General features: G+C 44.4%; 15 protein-coding genes, 4 tRNA genes and 1 pseudogene. 9 read left to right on the top strand and 11 right to left on the bottom strand.

Annotation, left to right across the window (positions count from 1 at the left end):
- Positions 1–29: 29 nt before the first annotated feature.
- The 4 genes and pseudogenes from LIQ05_RS12085 to rhaD all read right to left on the bottom strand — a co-directional run bounded on the left by LIQ05_RS12085 (position 30) and on the right by rhaD (position 3,726).
- Positions 30–614, bottom strand: coding sequence for an anthranilate synthase component II (locus LIQ05_RS12085; protein ID WP_226820901.1), 585 nt, complete (start codon positions 612–614; stop codon positions 30–32).
- Complete coding sequence (gene trpE / locus LIQ05_RS12080; protein ID WP_226820899.1) at positions 611–2,170, bottom strand: anthranilate synthase component I; 1,560 nt, start codon at positions 2,168–2,170, stop codon at positions 611–613. The genes LIQ05_RS12085 and trpE overlap by 4 nt, the downstream gene beginning before the upstream one ends.
- Before the next feature lie 404 nt (positions 2,171–2,574).
- Positions 2,575–2,784 (bottom strand): annotated as a pseudogene (locus LIQ05_RS20345) (AAA family ATPase); the annotation flags it as partial.
- Positions 2,785–2,892: 108 nt separating this feature from the next.
- Positions 2,893–3,726 carry a rhamnulose-1-phosphate aldolase gene (gene rhaD / locus LIQ05_RS12070; protein WP_226820897.1) on the bottom strand — a complete coding sequence of 278 codons (834 nt, stop codon included), beginning with the start codon at positions 3,724–3,726 and terminating at the stop codon, positions 2,893–2,895.
- A gap of 568 nt (positions 3,727–4,294) precedes the next feature.
- Between rhaD and LIQ05_RS12065 the strand changes: the two genes are divergently transcribed.
- From LIQ05_RS12065 to LIQ05_RS12040, 6 genes are all read left to right on the top strand, one after another.
- Positions 4,295–4,367, top strand: a tRNA-Val gene (locus LIQ05_RS12065).
- Between the two features lie 18 nt (positions 4,368–4,385).
- Positions 4,386–4,459, top strand: a tRNA-Met gene (locus LIQ05_RS12060).
- A gap of 58 nt (positions 4,460–4,517) precedes the next feature.
- Positions 4,518–4,591, top strand: a tRNA-Met gene (locus LIQ05_RS12055).
- Between the two features lie 58 nt (positions 4,592–4,649).
- Positions 4,650–4,723 (top strand) — tRNA-Met (locus LIQ05_RS12050).
- Between the two features lie 141 nt (positions 4,724–4,864).
- On the top strand, positions 4,865–5,557 hold the full coding sequence (locus LIQ05_RS12045) for a hypothetical protein (protein WP_226820895.1): 693 nt from the start codon (positions 4,865–4,867) through the stop codon (positions 5,555–5,557).
- A 50-nt stretch (positions 5,558–5,607) separates the two neighbouring features.
- Positions 5,608–7,152 (top strand): hypothetical protein, encoded by a 1,545-nt coding sequence (locus LIQ05_RS12040; RefSeq protein ID WP_226820893.1) that lies wholly within the window; start codon positions 5,608–5,610, stop codon positions 7,150–7,152.
- Between the two features lie 82 nt (positions 7,153–7,234).
- Here the strand turns inward: LIQ05_RS12040 and LIQ05_RS12035 are convergent, their stop codons facing one another.
- The 3 genes from LIQ05_RS12035 to LIQ05_RS12025 all read right to left on the bottom strand — a co-directional run bounded on the left by LIQ05_RS12035 (position 7,235) and on the right by LIQ05_RS12025 (position 12,946).
- A complete protein-coding gene (locus LIQ05_RS12035) occupies positions 7,235–8,383 on the bottom strand; it encodes a DUF4179 domain-containing protein (RefSeq protein ID WP_226820891.1) in 1,149 nt (382 codons plus the stop codon).
- Positions 8,376–8,885, bottom strand: a complete 510-nt coding sequence (locus LIQ05_RS12030; protein ID WP_226820889.1) for an RNA polymerase sigma factor — start codon at positions 8,883–8,885, stop codon at positions 8,376–8,378. Before LIQ05_RS12030 ends, LIQ05_RS12035 begins: the two co-directional genes overlap by 8 nt.
- Before the next feature lie 263 nt (positions 8,886–9,148).
- Positions 9,149–12,946, bottom strand: coding sequence for a phosphoribosylformylglycinamidine synthase (locus LIQ05_RS12025; RefSeq protein ID WP_226820887.1), 3,798 nt, complete (start codon positions 12,944–12,946; stop codon positions 9,149–9,151).
- A gap of 278 nt (positions 12,947–13,224) precedes the next feature.
- Here LIQ05_RS12025 and LIQ05_RS12020 point away from each other — a divergent pair, with 278 nt between their 5' ends.
- Positions 13,225–14,136, top strand: a complete 912-nt coding sequence (locus tag LIQ05_RS12020) for a LysR family transcriptional regulator (protein WP_226820885.1) — start codon at positions 13,225–13,227, stop codon at positions 14,134–14,136.
- A gap of 77 nt (positions 14,137–14,213) precedes the next feature.
- Positions 14,214–15,302: a class II aldolase/adducin family protein gene (locus LIQ05_RS12015; RefSeq protein WP_118581148.1), complete on the top strand. Its 1,089-nt coding sequence runs from the start codon at positions 14,214–14,216 to the stop codon at positions 15,300–15,302.
- A gap of 116 nt (positions 15,303–15,418) precedes the next feature.
- Here the strand turns inward: LIQ05_RS12015 and LIQ05_RS12010 are convergent, their stop codons facing one another.
- The 3 genes from LIQ05_RS12010 to LIQ05_RS12000 all read right to left on the bottom strand — a co-directional run bounded on the left by LIQ05_RS12010 (position 15,419) and on the right by LIQ05_RS12000 (position 17,087).
- Positions 15,419–16,249 (bottom strand): Mrp/NBP35 family ATP-binding protein, encoded by an 831-nt coding sequence (locus LIQ05_RS12010; RefSeq protein WP_118581151.1) that lies wholly within the window; start codon positions 16,247–16,249, stop codon positions 15,419–15,421.
- Between the two features lie 25 nt (positions 16,250–16,274).
- The gene (locus LIQ05_RS12005; RefSeq protein WP_226820883.1) at positions 16,275–16,655 is read right to left on the bottom strand and encodes a metal-sensing transcriptional repressor; all 381 of its coding nucleotides are present in this window, start codon (positions 16,653–16,655) and stop codon (positions 16,275–16,277) included.
- A gap of 204 nt (positions 16,656–16,859) precedes the next feature.
- Positions 16,860–17,087, bottom strand: coding sequence for a hypothetical protein (locus LIQ05_RS12000; protein ID WP_173716315.1), 228 nt, complete (start codon positions 17,085–17,087; stop codon positions 16,860–16,862).
- A 240-nt stretch (positions 17,088–17,327) separates the two neighbouring features.
- Between LIQ05_RS12000 and LIQ05_RS11995 the strand changes: the two genes are divergently transcribed.
- Complete coding sequence (locus LIQ05_RS11995; RefSeq protein WP_148461635.1) at positions 17,328–17,900, top strand: xanthine phosphoribosyltransferase; 573 nt, start codon at positions 17,328–17,330, stop codon at positions 17,898–17,900.
- Positions 17,901–17,965: 65 nt separating this feature from the next.
- Here the strand turns inward: LIQ05_RS11995 and LIQ05_RS11990 are convergent, their stop codons facing one another.
- The gene (locus LIQ05_RS11990) at positions 17,966–19,432 is read right to left on the bottom strand and encodes a sugar-binding protein (RefSeq protein WP_226820881.1); all 1,467 of its coding nucleotides are present in this window, start codon (positions 19,430–19,432) and stop codon (positions 17,966–17,968) included.
- Positions 19,433–19,434: the final 2 nt, after the last annotated feature.

Genomic DNA, 19,434 nt, shown 5'->3' with positions numbered 1-19,434 from the left:
TTTTTCTGCTCCTCTCTGATGTTGTAAATCTATTTGTCCAAGCGCGTCCGCGCAGCCAGGAAATTCTCAATCATCTTTTTCCCATCAGGTGTCATAACCGACTCCGGATGGAACTGCACACCGAAAACCGGATATTCTTTATGTTCCACTGCCATGATTTCTCCATCCTCTGCCCTGGCTGTTACCACCAGATCTTCCGGAAGTGTTTCTTCAATTGCTGCCAGGGAATGGTATCTGGCTGCCGGGAACTTTTCCGGGAGTCCATTAAACAGAACATTGGTGTGGCACTGGATCATCATATCCCTTTTCCCATGCTTTAACTCCTTCGCATAAGAAACCACTCCGCCGAAGGCTTCGCAAATGCTCTGGTGGCCCAGGCAAACACCCAGGATGGGGATTTTTCCTGCAAACGCTTTGATCACTGGAATACAGATTCCTGCCTCCTCCGGCCGTCCAGGTCCTGGGGAAAGAACGATTGCCTCTGGTGCCAGCTTCTCGATTTCATCCAGAGTAATTTCGTCATTGCGCACCACCTGAATGTCCGGATTAACAGACCCGATCAGCTGATACAGGTTATAGGAAAAACTGTCGTAATTATCAATGAGTAAAATCATTCTAATCCCTCCTCTGCCTGGCTGATGGCCCTTACCACCGCTCTTGCTTTGTTCTGGCATTCTTCAAACTCTTTTTCCGGCACGCTGTCTGCCACGATTCCGGCTCCAGACCGGATACAGATCTCATCTTTTTTCTTATATACCAGACGGATTGCAATGCACACATCCAGATTTCCAGTGAAATCCACATACCCGATGGCACCGCCGTAAATGCCCCGCTTGCTTTGTTCCAGTTCCTGAATGATCTGGCAGGCACGGAATTTTGGCGCTCCGGAAAGGGTTCCGGCTGGCAGGATGGCATCCACTGCATCAATGGCATCTTTTCCCTTTTGGATGGTTCCTGTCACGGTGGAGCCAAGGTGCATAACACAGGAATAACGCTCCACAGTCAGATATTTTTCTACTTTTACAGTACCAAGCTCACTGATTTTTCCAATGTCGTTTCTGCCAAGATCCACAAGCATGTTGTGCTCTGCCAGTTCTTTTTCGTCCTGGAGAAGATCTGCTTCCAGTGCTTTATCCTCTTCTGGTGTTTTTCCGCGAGGTCTGGTTCCCGCTAAGGGGAAGGTGCTCAGCTTTCCATGGTTCAGCTTCACCAGTGTTTCCGGGGAAGCGCCGGCGATTTCAATGTCGTCACTGGAAAAATAAAACATGTATGGGGATGGGTTGGTTGCCCTCAGTACGCGGTAGGTGTCGAATAAGCTTCCTTCCGCTTTTGCTCTCATTGGGTTTGATAAAACCACCTGGAAAATATCGCCTTCGTGAATATAGTGTTTGGCTTTTTCCACCATCTCACAGTATTTTTCTTTTGGGAACTGAGGCTGGATGGAGGACTGAAGCTTAATGGGAGGGAAGTGCTTTTTCTCACCTTTTTTGATGAGAGCAGTCATTTCTTCCAGTTTTTCACAGGCCCGTTTATAGGACTTTTCCAGGTCAGCTGTCATCACACCGGTGATGAGAAGGACTTTCTGGCGATAATGGTCGAATGCGATCACATCATTGAACAGCATCAGATCCAGATCACGGAAGTCCTGCTGTTCTTCGTCTTTTAGTTCCAGCTTGGGCTCGCTGTATTTGATGTAGTCGTAGGAGAAATAGCCGACCAGACCGCCGGTGAAGGTTGGCATCTCATCCATGACCGGGCTTTTGTACTGGCTGATGATCTCACGGATGGCATTGCCTGGGTGAGCAACCTGGGAAGCTTCTTCGAACTCTCCTGCCGTATCTTTTCCTAACTCTGATTTACATTCATTTTGCTTGCTGTTTTTTTCTGCAAAATCAGGTTTGTTCTTTTCTTCACCGGTTTTGCGTATCCGAAGGGTTCCGTCTGTACAGGTAATTTCCATGGAAGGGTCATATCCAAGAAAAGAATATCTTCCCCACACCTCGTTCTGGCTTGCGCTTTCCAGCAGATAGCAGTGATGACTTGCTTTTTGAAGGATCCGCATCATTTCTACCGGTGTGTAACTGTCTGCGTATAGCTCTTTGCAGATTGGAATTCTTTTGTAGTCTCCCGTTGCTGCCATTTCTCTGATCTTGTCAAATGTTGGATACATAGAGCACCTCCTGATTTTTATTTTGCCTAACAGAAAAACCCGTCCATGACAGATTTTCTACTCTGTCAAGGACGGGTTCAAATATTCTCCCGCGGTGCCACCTTGATTCACGATCATATTATCGTGCTCTTATCGGAATACTATCATATTCCTGACAACTGACGTATGTCTTACGTCGCATGCTACTTGGCTTCTATCAGCCTTTCAATGCGCCCTCAGCGGCCCATTTAACAAACTGCTTACCGCCCGGCTCTCAGCCTCCCGGACTCTCTGTGGGTGCACGAATGTTTTTATTCCCGCTTCAACGGTTTAGTTCGTTAAATTGAATTTTTATATAAAATAGCACACAGATAATGAATTGTCAAGCAGCTTTCCACAAAAACTTTACAGAATTTCTTTTCATTTCAGGGAAGTGAAATCTCCTCGATTATACATTCATGTTCTTTTGTTTTCTTGTTGTAATTGACACCTACCAGAAGAATATTCCCTCTGTATTCTTCCAGGCTTCTGCAACACTCTTTTTCCTTAATCTGAGAAATTGCACCACTGGCGTTTTTATCCCATTTTAATTCCACAACCAGTGCCGGTTTTTCTCTAAATTTTTTACGCGGCAGTCGCCAAGGTCTCGTGCAGGCACGGGCCTTGGCTCGTTGCCCGCGTAAATAAAAAAGAATCTGCCTGGCAAGTGTTTATACCTGCTTCGGGCAGATTCTGCAAAGTCCTTAGTTTTCTTTTTCATAGAGAAACTCTTCTGGCAGAGTTACGTGGAAATCCTTGGCTACGGCACGGAAATCGTCTGGAGTGATGGTCTGGAGCTTGCGTGGTGCCATGGACATTACTTTTACCAGAATCTCTGCAGATTTCTCTACGGTGTGGAGAAGACCGAAGGTCAGGTCAAAGTCCTCACCGGAGCAGAACATTCCGTGGTGTGCCCAGATGACAACATCGTATTTCTTCATGAGCTCCGCGGTTTTTACTGCGATTTCTCTTCCGCCTGGTACCATCCAGCCTACAACGCCTACACCATCCGGGAAAACAACCGGGCATTCTGTTGCAGACTCCCACAGCTCTCTTGTAAATACCTTGTCATCCAGTGGAAGCACAAAGGTAAGTGCGATGGTGTTGGTTGTGTGCGCGTGGTAGATGACACGGTGTCTGCCGTTTGTAAGCTTCTTTTTTACCTCGTGGTTCATAAGGTGGGTTGGAAGCTCGCTGGTTGGACGGCCGCCTTCTACCAGTCCCCAACGGATTCTGTAATTAACGCCCTTGTCGTCCAGCTCGATAATGGCCAGGCAGGCTTCCGGGTCAACTGCAATGTTTCGGAAATATTTGCCGCTTCCGGTTACCAGGAAAAACTCACCTGCAAGTCCTGGTACCTCTGTACCGATCGGCTGCCACTCGCCTGGTGCATTCAGACGGGGACGGATCATTTCTACTTCTTCTGCTTTCAGACGATAGCTTAAGTTTCCGCCGTTTCTCTCATGCCAGCCCTGCTGGAAACCATCGTCTGCCATTTTGATAAAGCCCTTCATAAATTTGGAATCTAAAATCTTCATACCATCTTCTCCTCTTCTTTTCTTCGTATCGCCAGTCTTTTTCTTTTCCCTATTTTCTCCATCCAACTATAAGATGTCTTATGAAAAAGTTCTTATTGACTGGTCGCAATTATGGTCTCTGGGCTTTTTGTGAGCCCTTCTTCAAGGATTTTCATATGCGGAGTCATATTTTCTTTGTGCCGCGTTCCTTTGCAGAGGCCATACGAATACGCTGCTCTTCCCGGCTGCTGAACGCATCCTCTTTTTTCTCCTGGCAGGTATCCGGTATGTTTTGTTTGCTCTTCTTGTTTACATGTTCAGTATAACACGAATTTTTCTTTTGGAAAGAACCTGGCTTGCCAAGTTGTTTTCCTCTTTTTGCAAATAAGGACCTAAAATGAAAATTCCTGTTTTTACGGCAATGTCCTTGCCTGTAAAAGTTTCCTCTTTTTCCTGTAAAATAGTGAAAAAATATGTTTCTAAATTTTTTTGAAAAAAAGTAAAAAAAGTTGTTGACAATTTGCGACAGTTGATAGTATAATAGCAAAGCGAGCTGCGGAAGAGAAATAAATCTTCACAGTTTGTATATGGGGTCTTAGCTCAGCTGGGAGAGCATCTGCCTTACAAGCAGAGGGTCATAGGTTCGAGCCCTATAGGCCCCATACTTATGAAATAAATATGGCGAGATAGCTCAGTTGGCTAGAGCACGCGGTTCATACCCGCGGTGTCGAGGGTTCGAATCCCCCTCTCGCTATTTTGCTGATAGTCTTTTATACGCACAGACTTTTCAGCAAAACTTTTTAAATGAATATGGCGAGATAGCTCAGTTGGCTAGAGCACGCGGTTCATACCCGCGGTGTCGAGGGTTCGAATCCCCCTCTCGCTATTTTGCTGATAGTCTTTTATACGCACAGACTTTTCAGCAAAACTTTTTAAATGAATATGGCGAGATAGCTCAGTTGGCTAGAGCACGCGGTTCATACCCGCGGTGTCGAGGGTTCGAATCCCCCTCTCGCTATTATAGATGTTGCAGATTGCAGCGTCTTTTTTTGTTCATCAATAAAGCGGACATTCCAGGTCTGCTTCACTACTTGCTCATGACCGCCATAAAACTTGGCACGTAATTTTTCCAGTTAATAATTTTTAAAGGAGTAACTGCATGAACATTGACCCATCCATCCGTAAACTTCTTGATAATGAAACTACAATCCACGAAGCTCAGATCCGCGCTTTGTTCCAGACTCTTGACCGCAGGTTTGGGCTTCGTGGAGCTTCTGTGCCTATCCGCTTTGGTTACGATGAGGCTGTACTTGGCTCTTATACACCTGCTTCTTCTCATGAAAAGGAAGGCTTCTATTTTTCCCTTCTGTTTATTGGTTATGCCGTAAAGAAGCCTCTTTCCAAAGAGGATCGCCTGGATCTTTATAAGCACGAATACGCCCATTATATGCAATACAATATGAAAATACCGGCGCAGTACAACTGGCAGGCCGGGAAGCACGGGAGCGCCTGGAAATACTGCTGTTCTCTTGTGGGCGCCGCGCCTACTCCTTATTACAGAATCGGAGAAAGCCTTCTGAAGCACGATTATGACAAAGCTCTGAAAAACCCTATTCACGATAAGACAGTTCCCATCCGGGACACCTACCGCCGTGAACAGGCCTACAAAAGCGCCAAACATAGCGAAATAAAATTCCAGGTAAACGATATGGTAACTCATCCCAAATTCGGAGAAGGTACTGTAGAGGAAATCGTACAGCTGTCCAATTCCGTCCGACTGCATATCCGGTTTGCAGATGATGAGGTGAAAAAGATTGACCAGAAATGGCTGCTGCGGTCTGGTCATAAATAGTTATATTTTTACAAAACCCAATAAACTTATCATAAAAGGAGTAAAAAGCCATGAAAAAAAATCATCTACACCGGCAAATCCACCTCTGCCTCATTATTTTACTGCTTCTGTTTTGCAGTTCAAGCCAGGTATTTGCCGCACCAAAGGTAAAGCTAAAAAATACCAAGATTAAATTATCAGCCACAAAGCTTACCTATAATAAAAAGGTACAGCGTCCAAAAGTACGAGTAACTTATAAAGGAAAAGTCTTGAAGGAAAAGAAAAACTATATTGTAAAGTACTCTAAAGGCTGCAAAAAAGTAGGAACTTACACGGTTCAAATTGTTGGAAAAGGCACTTATACAGGCACTGCTAAAAAACAGTTTGTTATTTTACCGCCGAAAGCCCAGATAATGAATATCTATGCAAAAACAGCAGCTGCAACTGTAGTAGTAAAAAGACAAACCTCCCAGACCAGTGGTTACCAGCTGCGCTATGCCACTAATTCAAAACTAAAAAATGCAAAAACTATAACAGTCAAAGGTAACAAAAACAACACAATTTTTCTCAATGGCCTCCGCGCCGGGACTACATATTATATGCAAACCCGCACTTACATGACTGTTAGAGGAAAAAAATACTATTCCAAATGGTCTTCTACAGGCCATTGCACAACAAACAAAAAGACAAACAGTACCCACCAAAGTGCAACCCCTACACCTACACCAACGCCTACATCCACACCGGTTCCTACACCCACACCGATTCCCAAAGCTGATCTGCCTGCATACGATAAAGAAGAAACTGCACCAGCTAAATATACATATGAAATTTATGGTCTGGACAAACAGAAGGCAGATATTTACACCGATTGTCCCAAACCTCTTTTTATAAAGACAGACAATCCGGATCCGAACTCTTTTTCCTTGATTTTTAATGGAAATGACTCTCGGACCAGCGCATACAGAAGTGGTTCATCTCGTTTCTTTGATGATATTCCTTTAGAAAACAATGACTCAGAAACTACTTCATTAGAGAAAGTAAAAGGCGGTTATATCAAATACGTGCATTTTTCCGAAGCAGGAACCTACACTGTAGAATTCAGGGAATATTCATTATCAGGTTATACGGTTGCAAATACAGTGACATTAAATGTTCTGGATTATGAACAGGCCAAAAACGCATGGATGATTGACATTATTAACAAAACTACAACTACCGATATGACTCCTTTTGAAAAGATGGACGCTATAAGTGCCTACCTCAGAGAACCAGGCCGCTTTAAATATTTAACACAATATAACGATCATACAGTCGATCTGGCAGCAGATCCCAATGAGCCATTTTTTGTAACTTACCGTTGGGACTCTAGCACATCACCGGCAATTCTCGGTGAGTTCGCTGAATTAGTCGGTGGATTTGATGATATTCATTATTGCTTTGGTGATTATCCGGTTGGCTCTCCATCATGGTCCATATGGCATTATGTGGTAAAGCTTACTATAGGAAATGAGACGCGAAACTACGCCGTTTGCCCAATGGGTTCAACCGGCAACGTTGAAGAAATCAAAATGATTGATTTTTCCGATCTGAGTAATATGCGAAAGTTCGGATAATCTTAATTTAACAAATCAAATAAGTCCCCATCCCACTGTTTTAATTGCAAAAAACAGTGAATGGGGACTTTTTTCGATTATTCTATTTCTTAAGCTTCATTTTTACCGGCTCATACGTGGTATTCGTTTCATAGTCATATCCCCGTATTCCGATTTCGTCGGCAAGGTCCGTTTTCTGATAGCTTCTCTGGAAAGTGGCTTCTTTTCCAGACTCTGCCACCTCTGAACCACCGCCAAGGTCGGAAAGCTGCCACAGATTTCCATTCAGATCCATTACGTCAAGGGAAATACTGTCGCACTCTTCTAAGAAGATGCAATGGATTGTGACGTAATCGCCCACTTCTGTTTCTTCTATATCTGCGGACAGGATCTTTACTTTTCCATCTGCAGTTATCCCTTCACCATCCACAGGCACATAGGTCATGTTTTTCCCCTGGCTCTTATCTTCCAGCTGGAAAGTAATATTTGTACGCATCACATCATCAACGCACTTAGCATCCGGAAGCGTGGCAGTTCCGATGCAGGAAACGGTAAGATTCTTACTCTCATTTGTCTTTACCGCGGAAGAATAGAAATCTACTACATCATCTTCCAGATTTCGATAATCTCCCACTGCTGTTTCAATGCCAAGATCTGAATCAAAATCAAAGCTGGCTCCGACCTTTACGATGGTCAGTCCTTTTTCTGCGGCATATTCTTCTATTGTCTTATCACTTTCAATTCCAAGATTTCTTACAGGATCCTCATTCAAGGCATCTTGTCCTGCCAGAAGATACTTTCCTCTTTCTTTCGCTGTAACTTCCACCACCACCTGGACACTGTTCTTATCACAAAGGGCTTCCTTCACGGTGTAAGTGACAATGGAATCTCCATCTTCCTGCTGCACCGGATCTTTTTCAATCAACCCCTTGGCTTCTTCCGGCATCTTATTTCCAACTTCCTGAAAAAAACCGGAAATGCCTATATACTTCTCTGCAGCAAAAACAGTGGCACCAAATGCCATCACTGCCGCAAATGTCAAGATCAAACTGCGCTTCCAGTTTTTCCGTGTACCAATTTTTCCCATTCTGTCAGTGCCATTTATTACTTTTCCCGTTTTTTCTTCTTTCTGATACCCTCTATCGGACTCTGCCGAATTCTCTATCATTTCCAATGTCTCATCTACACGCCTGAGCACACATTCCGGCACTTCTGTTTCTTCTGAAAAAACATCAAACAATTTATCATCCATGAATATATCCTCCTTCATACTCTGCACGAAGCTGTTTTCTGGCTCTGGAGAGCCTTGTAAGCACTGTATTCTGGCTGATTTCCAGAAGAGCGGCAATTTCCTTTACACTAAGGGATTTGCTGTAATACAAAAGCATCACCACCTGATACTTCTCATCCAGGGATGCCAGGATTTCCTTCCACTCACAGTTTACATAGCCAGGTTCCTCGAAAATTTCCTCTTCCATTTCCATCGTAGGGAAAACGCGGCCTTTGTGCCGAAGCATTTCGTTGCAGTTATTGATCAGGATCCGAATCATCCAGGTTTTGAAGTAAGAATCCTTTTTTAAAGCGGAAAGCTTCTCATAACACTTTAAAATCGTTTCCTGTATGGCATCTGCCACATCTTCGTCATTCTTCAGATAGGCCCAGGCTACTTTATACATACTCTGGGTATTCATCCGGATGAGCTGTGCAAATGCACCGGAATCTCCGGATTTTGCCTTTTTCACCAAATTTTCCATAAGGTTTTTCGCTCCTTTTTGTGTTCTGCAGTACACGAAATTAATTGCTGTATTTCCTTTTACATACATTAGATGGAAATAGCCTGGAAAATATTTCATTAAAATTATTAAATATAGCGCAAGAACTATATTGATGGCAATGCATCCGCGGTGACGAAAATCAAAGTAATGAAGATACAAAAAATATCCTGGATAAGTTACAATGCGGAAAAAGCTTTGTACTTACCAGGATATTTCTTTTTTAACGTTTTATTTGCAACGTTTTATTTGAAGTACTCAACACCGGACTCAAAGATCTGAATATCCTGCTGTCCATAGATGTTGATTGCAACGCCATTGTCGCGGCGCTCGCTATGTGCCATCTTACCGAGAACACGTCCATCCGGGCTTGTGATACCCTCAATGTTATAGGTAGATCCGTTGATATTGGATTCTTCGGACTGATCCAGCTCTCCGTTTGGATTTACATACTGGGTAGCTACCTGACCGTTTGCAAGGAGCTTAGCAAGCCATTCCTCGTTTGCTACGAAGCGTCCCTCACCGTGGGAAGCCGGGTTGCAGTATACACCGCCAAGTGTGGCTTTCTGCAGCCATGGAGACTTGTTGCTTACAACCTTTGTGTAAACCATCTTGGAAATATGACGTCCGATGGTGTTATAGGTCAGTGTAGGAGAATCCTCTTTCTGTCCGCAGATCTCACCGTATGGAACAAGTCCCAGCTTGATCAGCGCCTGGAATCCGTTACAGATACCAAGTGCAAGACCATCTCTCTCATTTAACAGCTTCATAACAGCTTCTTTGATCTTTGCATTCTGGAATGCAGTTGCAAAGAATTTCGCAGAACCGTCCGGCTCATCACCAGCGGAGAAGCCGCCTGGGAACATGATCATCTGTGCCTGATCAATGGATTTCTCAAAAATTTCCACAGAATCACGGATATCCTCTGCACTTAAGTTCTTAAATACTTTAACGTCTACCTCAGCTCCTGCTCTCTCAAAAGCACGGGTGCTGTCGTACTCACAGTTTGTTCCCGGGAATACAGGAATGAATACGCGCGGTTTTGCTACTTTATGCTTGCAATCATAAATGTTCTTAGTATTATAAACGCCATTCTCATAGGTTGCTTCCGGGTCTTTAGTCTTTACAGCCATGGCAACTGGTCCGTCGTTTTCTTCGCCGGAAGTTGTCTTGAATACTTTCTCCAGAGTGCCTGTCCATGCCTTGTAAGCCTCATCCAGAGTGATCTCAGCGTTTCCGTAGGAGAATTTACCATCAGCTGTTACTTCACCGATTACTGTGTAAGTAATGGAAAGCTGACCAACCTTTTCAGCCGGAACTTCCAGAACCAGATCGCCGAAGCCTGGTGCAAAGAAGTCTCTTGGATCCAGGTTATGCTCGATCTTCACGCCCATTGCATTTCCAAATGCCATCTTGCTGACTGCTGCCGCAATACCGTGACGGTCAAGTGCATATGCAGAAACTACTTTTCCAGCCTGCATGTCATTGTGTAATTTCTCGTACTGATCCATAATTGCTGCATAGTCCGGTAAATCGTACTGATCCTTCGGAGCGCGAAGCCATACCAGCTTGTTTCCAGCCTTTTTCAGCTCTGGTGTGATCACATCCTGAAGCTTGGCAACATCCACAGCGAAGGATACCAGTGTTGGCGGAACATCAATGTCATTAAAGGTTCCGGACATACTGTCCTTACCACCGATAGACGGAAGACCGAAGCCCATCTGCGCTGCATAAGCACCAAGAAGTGCTGCAAATGGCTGGCTCCATCTCTTTGGATCCTCTGTCATACGACGGAAGTATTCCTGGAAGGTGAAACGGATCTTCTTATAATCACCACCTGCTGCCACGATTCTTGCAACAGATTCTGTCACTGCATAAGCAGCTCCGTGATATGGGCTCCAGGAAGATAAGTATGGATCAAAGCCATAGCTCATCATAGTTACAGTATTAGTTGTTCCATTCTGTACAGGTACCTTGGCAACCATTGCCTGAGTCTCTGTAAGCTGATTTTTACCACCATAAGGCATAAGAACGCTTCCTGCACCAATGGAGCTGTCAAACATCTCTACAAGCCCCTTCTGGGAGCATACATTTAAGTCTGCCAGTGTGGAGAGCCATTTTTCTCTTACATCCGCTACGTCCGGACGCTCTTCAAAAAGGTTGCCCTCTTTATTCGGAATTTCAACTTCTACAGTTGTCTCCTGATGTGCACCGTTGGTATCAAGGAATGCACGGGAAATATTTACAACCTCTTTTCCTCTCCAGGAAAGCACCAGTCTTGGCTCTTTTGTTACAACTGCAACCGGAACTGCTTCCAGGTTCTCTTCGTTTGCAAAACCAAGGAATTTCTCTACGTCTTCCGGAGCAACAACAACTGCCATACGCTCCTGGGACTCGGAAATTGCGATCTCAGTACCGTCAAGACCTGCATATTTTTTCGGAACTTTGTCCAGGTCGATCTGAAGACCAGGTGCCAGCTCTCCGATTGCTACGGATACACCGCCTGCACCGAAGTCGTTACATTTCTTAATGATATAGCTGACTTCCTCACGACGGAACATACGCTGGATCTTACGCTCTGTAGGTGCATTTCCTTTCTGTACCTCAGCGCCGCAGACCTCGATAGAAGCCTCTGTATGTACCTTGGAGGAACCGGTAGCACCACCGATACCGTCACGTCCGGTACGTCCGCCAAGAAGGATGATAATATCTCCCGGATCAGAGTTCTCACGGATAACTGCACGTCTTGGAGCAGCACCCATAACTGCACCGATCTCCATACGTTTTGCAACGTAATTCGGATGATAGATTTCTTTTACATAGCCGGTAGCAAGACCGATCTGGTTACCGTAGGAGCTGTAGCCGTGAGCTGCGCCACGAACCAGTTTCTTCTGCGGAAGCTTACCTTTCAGAGTCTCTTTTACGGAAACAGTAGGATCTGCTGCTCCTGTTACACGCATTGCCTGGTATACATAAGTACGTCCGGAAAGCGGGTCACGGATTGCACCGCCAAGGCAGGTAGCTGCGCCACCAAATGGCTCAATCTCCGTCGGATGGTTGTGTGTCTCATTCTTAAAGTTGATCAGCCATTCCTCTTCTTTTCCATTTACATCAACCGGCACTACAATACTGCAGGCATTGATCTCGTCAGACTCTTCCTGATCCTGAAGCTTGCCTTCGGATTTCAGTTTCTTCATAGCCATAAGAGCAAGATCCATCAGGCAGACGAATTTGTCGTCTCGTCCCTTATAAAGGACTTCTCTGTCGGAAAGATATCTGTTATAGGTATCAACGATAGGAGTTTTATAATCACCCTCGTCAAATTTCACCTGTGTAAGCTCAGTGGAGAATGTGGTATGACGGCAATGGTCAGACCAGTAAGTATCCAGAACACGGATCTCGGTCATGGATGGATCGCGTTTCTCCTCGTTCTTGAAATAGTTCTGGATATGAAGGAAATCCTTGAATGTCATAGCAAGGTTCAGGGAGCTGTAAAGCTCTTTTAATGGTGCCTCTTCCATGTCGCGGAAGCCATCGAAGATCTTTACATCTTCCGGATCCTTGAAATCTGCAACCAGTGTCTCCGGCTTCTGAAGGCCTGTCTCACGGGAATCTACAGGGTTAATGCAGTGATTCTTGATTGCCTCGAATTCTTCCTCTGTAATGTCACCTTCGATCACATAAGTAGTGGCAGAACGGATGATTGGCTGTGCATTTTCGTCCAGGAACTGCACGCACTGTACAGCGGAATCGGCTCTCTGATCAAACTGGCCAGGAAGGAATTCTACAGAAAAAACATGTGCGCCATCTGCTGCCTCGAATTTCTCCAGGTAAAGGTCATCTACCGGCGGCTCAGCAAACACGGTATGGCATGCTTTTTCAAATACATCATCTGAAATATTCTCTACATCGTAGCGGATCAGCTCCCGCACGTTTGTTACAGTCTTAATGCCCAGATAAGAGCTGATCTCATGCTTCAGTTCTTTGGCTTTTACGGCAAAGGATGGTTTCTTTTCTACGTATACTCGTCTTACGTTACTCATTGGAAAACTCCTTTCGTGAATGTGAAATCATAATATGGCGTGCTTTTTCATTTTGAAAAAATATGAATGACTGCGCGAAACCGCAGCCAGACTTGCACATTTTCGTTTATTATAGTATCATAGGTTTTATCATAAGTAAAATTAATATATCTTATATTTTTTATTATTATTACTTCTATATGTAAATAAACAAGGCTCATCCGTCATAGCGGAGTTTGATTTGTTTTTACTGGTCACGGAGTGAACGGTAACGATTTGTTTTATTTTGGAGGATTTATATGGATATCAATCTTGAATTATACAGGTGCTTTTACTACGTTGCCACCACCTTAAGCTTCTCTGAAGCCTCCCGCCAGCTGTTCATTTCCCAGTCTGCGGTAAGCCAGGGAATCAAAACTCTGGAAAAAAAGCTGGGACGGGAACTGTTTTTCCGAAGCACCAAAAAGGTTTCCCTTACCCCAGAGGGAGAAATACTTTTCCAGCATGTCAAACCGGCCCTGGAAATGCTTTCCAAGGGAGAGGCACAGCTTCTTGAGGAAGACAGACTTCAGGGGCAGCTGCGGATCGGGGCAAGCGATACCATCTGCCGGTACTTTCTGATTGACTACCTGAAGCGCTTTCATCAGGATTATCCGGGAGTGCGGATCAAGGTCACAAACAGCACCTCCATGGGCTGCGTGGAGCTTCTGGAAAACCGTCAGGTGGATCTGATCGTAAGCAATCTTCCCAATTCCCGGCTTACCGCACACACACAAGTACAGGTGGTAAAAGAATTTCGGGATATTTTTGTTGCCAATCCGGACTTCTTTCCACTTGAAGGAAAAGCCCTGGAAATAAAGAAGCTGATGGAATATCCTCTTCTCACCCTTTCGTCCAAAAGCACAACAAGTGAATATCTTCATCAGTTTTTTGCATCCCACAGACAGAATCTGATTCCGGAGGTTGAGCTTAACAGCAATGATCTGCTTATTGATCTGGCACGCATTGGTCTTGGAATTGCCTGTGTTCCGGATTACATGCTGGCTTCTTTACGTGGACAGGAAACCGCTCTGATAGAGGTCAGCCTGAAGCAGCAGCTTCCACCCAGACAATTAGCCCTTGTATATCACGAAAGCCTTCCTTTATCCCAAGCTGCCCAGAAGTTTTTTGACTATTTTGCAGCAAAAAGCACAAAAACTACTTCTTTTTAGCATATTTTGATAGCTAAATATTACCATATCATGTACAATGTAGATGTATGAAAAAACAATGGGAGGTATTAAATTTTATGGATCTTTCAACTTTGGTAAAAATGTCAAACACTTACGGAAGCAATCCAGCTTACGTTCTTGCAGGCGGTGGAAATACTTCTGTCAAAGATGAAACCACACTGTATGTAAAGGGCTCTGGTACACAGCTTGCCACTATTAAAGCGGAGGAATTCGTTGAGATGAGCCGCGCCCGTCTCAATGAGATCATGAAAACAGAATATCCGGGAAATGACACTGAGCGTGAAGCTGCCTATCTTGCAGATGTAATGGCTGCAGTGACCGATGCAGATAAGACCAAGCGTCCAAGCGTGGAAGCATTACTCCACAATTTATTTGCATATACCTATGTACTGCATGTTCATCCTACTCTTGTAAACGGTCTCACCTGCGGCAATGGCGCAAAGGCACTGTCCGAACAGCTCCTTGGTAAAGAGGTTCTCTGGATCGACATCTGTAAACCAGGATACACACTTGCACGTATCTGTTATGAGAAAATGAACGCTTATAAAGAAGAATTTGGAAAAGATGTGCAGGTTCTTCTGCTTCAGAATCACGGTATTTTTGTAGCTGCAAATACCGTAGAAGAGATTGGTGTTTTATTTGATGGCGTGATCTCCACCCTTGAAAAACAGGTAAAACGAACAGCTGACGTCAGTGATGCTGTTACTCCTGAAAAAGAGGCTGCTGCACAGAAGCTTTCCCAGCTGCTCGGACATGCTGTAGAGGTTGTACCGGCTGCTGAGGCAGATAATTTTGTAAAAAATATAGAAGCTGCCGCACCGCTTCTGAAACCATTCACCCCTGATCACATTGTATATTGCGGTCCATATCCCTTATTTGTTGAAAACATTGATCAGGCAAAGGAAGCACTGGACGCATTTATGGCTGAAAATGATAAAGAACCAAGACTGATCCTGGTTCAGGGCGTTGGTGCATTTATTATGGAAGATGACAAGGGGAAAGCTGCCAAGGCCCAGCTTCTGGCTAAGGATGCCATCAAGCTTGCTGTCTATGCAGAAAGCTTCGGCGGTCCGCTTCAGATGACAGATGAGATCACTTATTTCATTACCCATTGGGAAGCAGAGGCTTACCGCAGTAAGAAATAATGAAAAGAAAAAGATTCTGGTAAAAACAGGATATTACAATCTTGTTTTTACACAGAATCTTTTTTTGCAAAATGTTCGCCACAATTTGTGTGATTTTCTATAGTGCTCTCAGCCTCTTACTGTGGCAGAACCCCATCTGCTGCTTCAATATACGGATTATCGATCTCATCAAAGGCGCCCTCGTCAACCTTGGCTGCATAGGCCGGGTCGATTGGCATTTTGCCAAGAACCGGGACGTTCAGGGATGCGGCAATCTCGTCAATGTGGCTTTCGCCGAATACTTTCAGTTCTTTGCCGCAGTCTGGACATTTCACATAACTGTAGTTCTCTACAAGGCCCAGAACCGGCACCTTCATCATTCCAGCCATATTGTATGCCTTCTTCACGATCATGCTTACAAGATCCTGTGGAGAGGTTACGATCACGATTCCCTGAATCGGAAGGGACTGGAATACAGTCAGCGGAACGTCTCCTGTTCCTGGTGGCATATCTACGAACAGGTAATCTACATCACCCCAGATAACATCTGTCCAGAACTGTTTTACCATATTGCCAAGGATCGGTCCCCGCCAGATTACCGGAGTGTCCTCAGTTGGAAGAAGCAGGTTAATGGACATAACCTTGATTCCATTTTTGGTCTCCATAGGGAAAATACCGCTGTCGTTTGCCTGGGCAGCGCCTTTCAGGCCGTACATTTTCGGGATGGATGGTCCGGTAATGTCTGCGTCAAGGATTCCTACTTTATAGCCTTTCTTTGCCATTCTGTTTGCAAGAGATGCTGTCACGAAGGATTTTCCAACGCCGCCTTTACCACTTACAATACCGATCACATGCTTTACATTGGACATTGCATTCATTGCAGCCTGCATGCTCTGCGGATTTTTCTTGCTGGCACAGCCTTCACAGCTTGATTTGTCGCAAGTCTTGCTGTCACATTCTTTTGCCATTTTTATCTATCTCCTTTTTCCTTATTTATTTCATAAACCTGTCAATTGCACGTTCCAGTTCCTTGATAGCGTCCTTGTCTCCATGCTCTACCGCATCCACAATACAGTGTTCAATGTGATCCTGTAAAATAATCTTGCCCGTATTATTAATAGCAGATTTCACTGCGGAAAGCTGGATCAGCACTTCGCTGCAGTCTCGGCCGTCTTCCACCATACGTTTGATGGATTCCAGGTGCCCGATTGCACGGGAAAGCCGGTTCAGTACAGCCTTGGTTTGTGCATGACTGTGGTGATGTCCGTGTTCTCCATGGGAATGCATGACAGTGGTGCCATCTTCCAGAACATGGGTATGCATATGCTCTTCCCCGCCTTCATGCAGGTGGTTCTCTAACTGTTCTTCTATCATGTCATCCTCCTGTATTTGCCAACCATTTCGCATATCAAACAGTGTTCTATGGATGGTTTCTGACTGGTGTAATTCTTTTGAAGCACGTCCGTTTATTATAACATACTTCCCTTAAATATGCACTATTTCTGATGATTGTATTAAAAAATATGCCTTAGAGCCTGTTGTAAGCAGTAGCTTAAGATCCGCTTTGTGACCTGCAGCTTATATTTCCGTAAAGGAACATCTCTGTTTGATCTGGGAGGTCTGGATGTCAAATATGATGGTGCCATCTTCCAGAACCGTCTTCTCATAGGTTACTTCTTTTCCCTTAAATTTATTCTTTATATATTCTTCCGGATCTTCTATTTCCACCTCATCTACAAATACATCCCTCATCTGATTCCTTGGACATTTATTGAAAATTTCCCAGATTACTTCATACTCTTTCATATTCTCACCTGCTCTTTTTTGTAAAACTATCTGCTCCTTTGTCATCTCCCGCATTTGCATTACTGTTTATCCGGTTGACTGCAGATGTTTTTCACAATAAAGCTAATCCTTTTTCCATAAATTAATTTCATTATAGATATTTTGTACTTTTTTGTCAAAAATAATTGAACTTCTTCAGAGAATGTCGTATCATAGAAATACTAAAATCGAAACGACATGAAGCGAAAAGGAGATATAGCCATGCAGCTTTTAAAAGAACGTATTCTGAAAGATGGAGTTGTGAAACCAGGCAATATATTAAAGGTAGACAGTTTCCTGAACCACCAGATGGACATCGACCTGATCAATGAGATTGGTAAGGAGTTTAAGGCGCGTTTCTCAGACTGCCCCATCACCAAAATCCTCACTATTGAAGCTTCCGGTATTGGCATTGCCTGTATTGCAGCACAGTATTTTCATGTTCCTGTAGTATTTGCCAAGAAATCCCAGAGTGTAAACCTGGACGGCGAGATGTACTGCACCAAGATTGAATCCTTTACCCATAAGAAGGTTTATGATGTTATTATTTCCAAGAAGTTCCTTGGTCCGGAGGATCACGTACTTCTTATTGATGATTTCCTTGCAAATGGCTGTGCTCTTCTCGGACTGATCGATATTGTAAAGAAATCCGGAGCTACTCTTGAAGGTGCTGGAATCGTAATCGAGAAGGGCTTCCAGCACGGCGGACAGCAGATCCGCGATATGGGTGTCCGTCTGGAATCTCTGGCTATCATTGATTCCATGACAGATGATTCCCTGACCTTCCGCGATTAATTTTTTAGGAGCATAAATACCAGTAATCACCAAACGATTACTGGTATTTTCATTTTACTTACGTTTTATGCTTTTCCACTACTCTGCAGCTTGCTATTGCTCTCCTGGTTTTCTCCATCCTTTACAGCCGGAACTTCTTCTGTGCTCACTTCAGGCTCATCCTTTGAGGTTACCTGACTCTTTTCCTCAGGCTCACCACCTTCCGGTGTAAGACTCGCCTCCGGCGTCACTGTCACTTCCGGTGTCGGACTTACTTCCTCTGGAACAGGCGTAGGAGAGGCTTCCGGCGCGATCATTTCTGCCAGATAGAATCCATTATCCACAAGAATCTGATAATTATCCTTATCGATCAGCTTTCCATCACAGGTAACCGTTCCAATGATCTTCACACCATTATCATACTGGGAATAATTATTGATATCAACGTCATCCCCATTCAGGTAGGTTTCCACCAGCTTCGTCAGGCCTTCTGCCAGATCCCGGCGATCCAGCATGACCGTGAAACCGATTTTTTCTTCTGCCACACTTTTAACAGCATCTGCATCTGCATTTACCCCTGTGATCAGCGGCCAGTTCTCATCACCTGGCTGGAGCTGCTCTTTTTTCAGAAGCTCCAGAGCTGCCAGCGCAAAATCATCAGAAGCAGTGCAGATAATATCCGGAGTTTTCTCCAGAGAATAAAATTCGTCTATCTCAGATTTCAGCTGCTTTTTCGCAGTATCTGTATTCTGATCCATAATGCTGGTTTCATCAAAAGTCACACGGCCGGAACGGCAGATCAGGGTACCATCGTCAATATACTCCTGCAGAACCTCCATTATTCCATTAAACAGGAATAACGAAGCGTCATCATCCGGAGAGCCCATAAGAAACTCTATGGTACGGGCACCTCTGTCTTCCCGGACTTTATCCAGTTCTTCTTTCTCTACAATATTTTTGGCAATCTCTTTTCCAATTGCCCGCATATTAAAAGTGACAAAATATTTCACGTTGGGCGTATCCATGATCAGATTGTCATAATCAATCACCGGAATTGAGAGCTCGGAAGCCTCTTCCAGTACATCTGTAAGACCATATGGATCAACAGGTGAAATTACCAGTGCTTTCAGTTTCTCATCCTGAAGAAGCTCCCTGATCTGTTCTGCCTGGGTATCAGAATCGTCCCCGGCAAAATACATAGCAGCTTCATAACCGGCCCCTTCCAGACGGGATTTCAGTTCTGTTCGCTCCAGACTGCTGTTGATATCCTCTCCCTCTTCCGGAAGCAACACCCCAACCTTATCAAGATTTTCCTCCGGTACTTCAGTAGTCTCACTTTCTTCTGAATTTTCATCCCTTTTATCACTGTCCTGTTTATCGGACTTTTTATTCGTATCCTTTTTGCTGTCAGCGTCCTTCGTGTCTCCAGTGCCCTCATTTTCGTCCTCAACGCTCTCTTTTACAGCCTCGGTGGCTTCATTTTTACCGCAGCCTGTGAGAAAAGCACTGCACACCAGAAGTCCGGTAAGAAGTCCTGCAATTTGCTTTTTCATAA

This window comes from Blautia glucerasea (assembly GCF_020537505.1).
GTDB lineage: Bacteria > Bacillota > Clostridia > Lachnospirales > Lachnospiraceae > Blautia_A.
This window is presented reverse-complemented; position numbering and strand designations above follow the sequence as displayed.

What these genes read in the sequence shown, in the direction of transcription:
- LIQ05_RS12085 (WP_226820901.1), bottom strand. Translation starts at nt 614, where the DNA reads ATGATTTTACTCATTGATAATTACGACAGTTTTTCCTATAACCTGTAT.
- trpE (WP_226820899.1), bottom strand. Translation starts at nt 2,170, where the DNA reads ATGTATCCAACATTTGACAAGATCAGAGAAATGGCAGCAACGGGAGAC.
- rhaD (WP_226820897.1), bottom strand. Translation starts at nt 3,726, where the DNA reads ATGAAGATTTTAGATTCCAAATTTATGAAGGGCTTTATCAAAATGGCA.
- LIQ05_RS12045 (WP_226820895.1), top strand. Translation starts at nt 4,865, where the DNA reads ATGAACATTGACCCATCCATCCGTAAACTTCTTGATAATGAAACTACA.
- LIQ05_RS12040 (WP_226820893.1), top strand. Translation starts at nt 5,608, where the DNA reads ATGAAAAAAAATCATCTACACCGGCAAATCCACCTCTGCCTCATTATT.
- LIQ05_RS12035 (WP_226820891.1), bottom strand. Translation starts at nt 8,383, where the DNA reads ATGGATGATAAATTGTTTGATGTTTTTTCAGAAGAAACAGAAGTGCCG.
- LIQ05_RS12030 (WP_226820889.1), bottom strand. Translation starts at nt 8,885, where the DNA reads ATGGAAAATTTGGTGAAAAAGGCAAAATCCGGAGATTCCGGTGCATTT.
- LIQ05_RS12025 (WP_226820887.1), bottom strand. Translation starts at nt 12,946, where the DNA reads ATGAGTAACGTAAGACGAGTATACGTAGAAAAGAAACCATCCTTTGCC.
- LIQ05_RS12020 (WP_226820885.1), top strand. Translation starts at nt 13,225, where the DNA reads ATGGATATCAATCTTGAATTATACAGGTGCTTTTACTACGTTGCCACC.
- LIQ05_RS12015 (WP_118581148.1), top strand. Translation starts at nt 14,214, where the DNA reads ATGGATCTTTCAACTTTGGTAAAAATGTCAAACACTTACGGAAGCAAT.
- LIQ05_RS12010 (WP_118581151.1), bottom strand. Translation starts at nt 16,249, where the DNA reads ATGGCAAAAGAATGTGACAGCAAGACTTGCGACAAATCAAGCTGTGAA.
- LIQ05_RS12005 (WP_226820883.1), bottom strand. Translation starts at nt 16,655, where the DNA reads ATGATAGAAGAACAGTTAGAGAACCACCTGCATGAAGGCGGGGAAGAG.
- LIQ05_RS12000 (WP_173716315.1), bottom strand. Translation starts at nt 17,087, where the DNA reads ATGAAAGAGTATGAAGTAATCTGGGAAATTTTCAATAAATGTCCAAGG.
- LIQ05_RS11995 (WP_148461635.1), top strand. Translation starts at nt 17,328, where the DNA reads ATGCAGCTTTTAAAAGAACGTATTCTGAAAGATGGAGTTGTGAAACCA.
- LIQ05_RS11990 (WP_226820881.1), bottom strand. Translation starts at nt 19,432, where the DNA reads ATGAAAAAGCAAATTGCAGGACTTCTTACCGGACTTCTGGTGTGCAGT.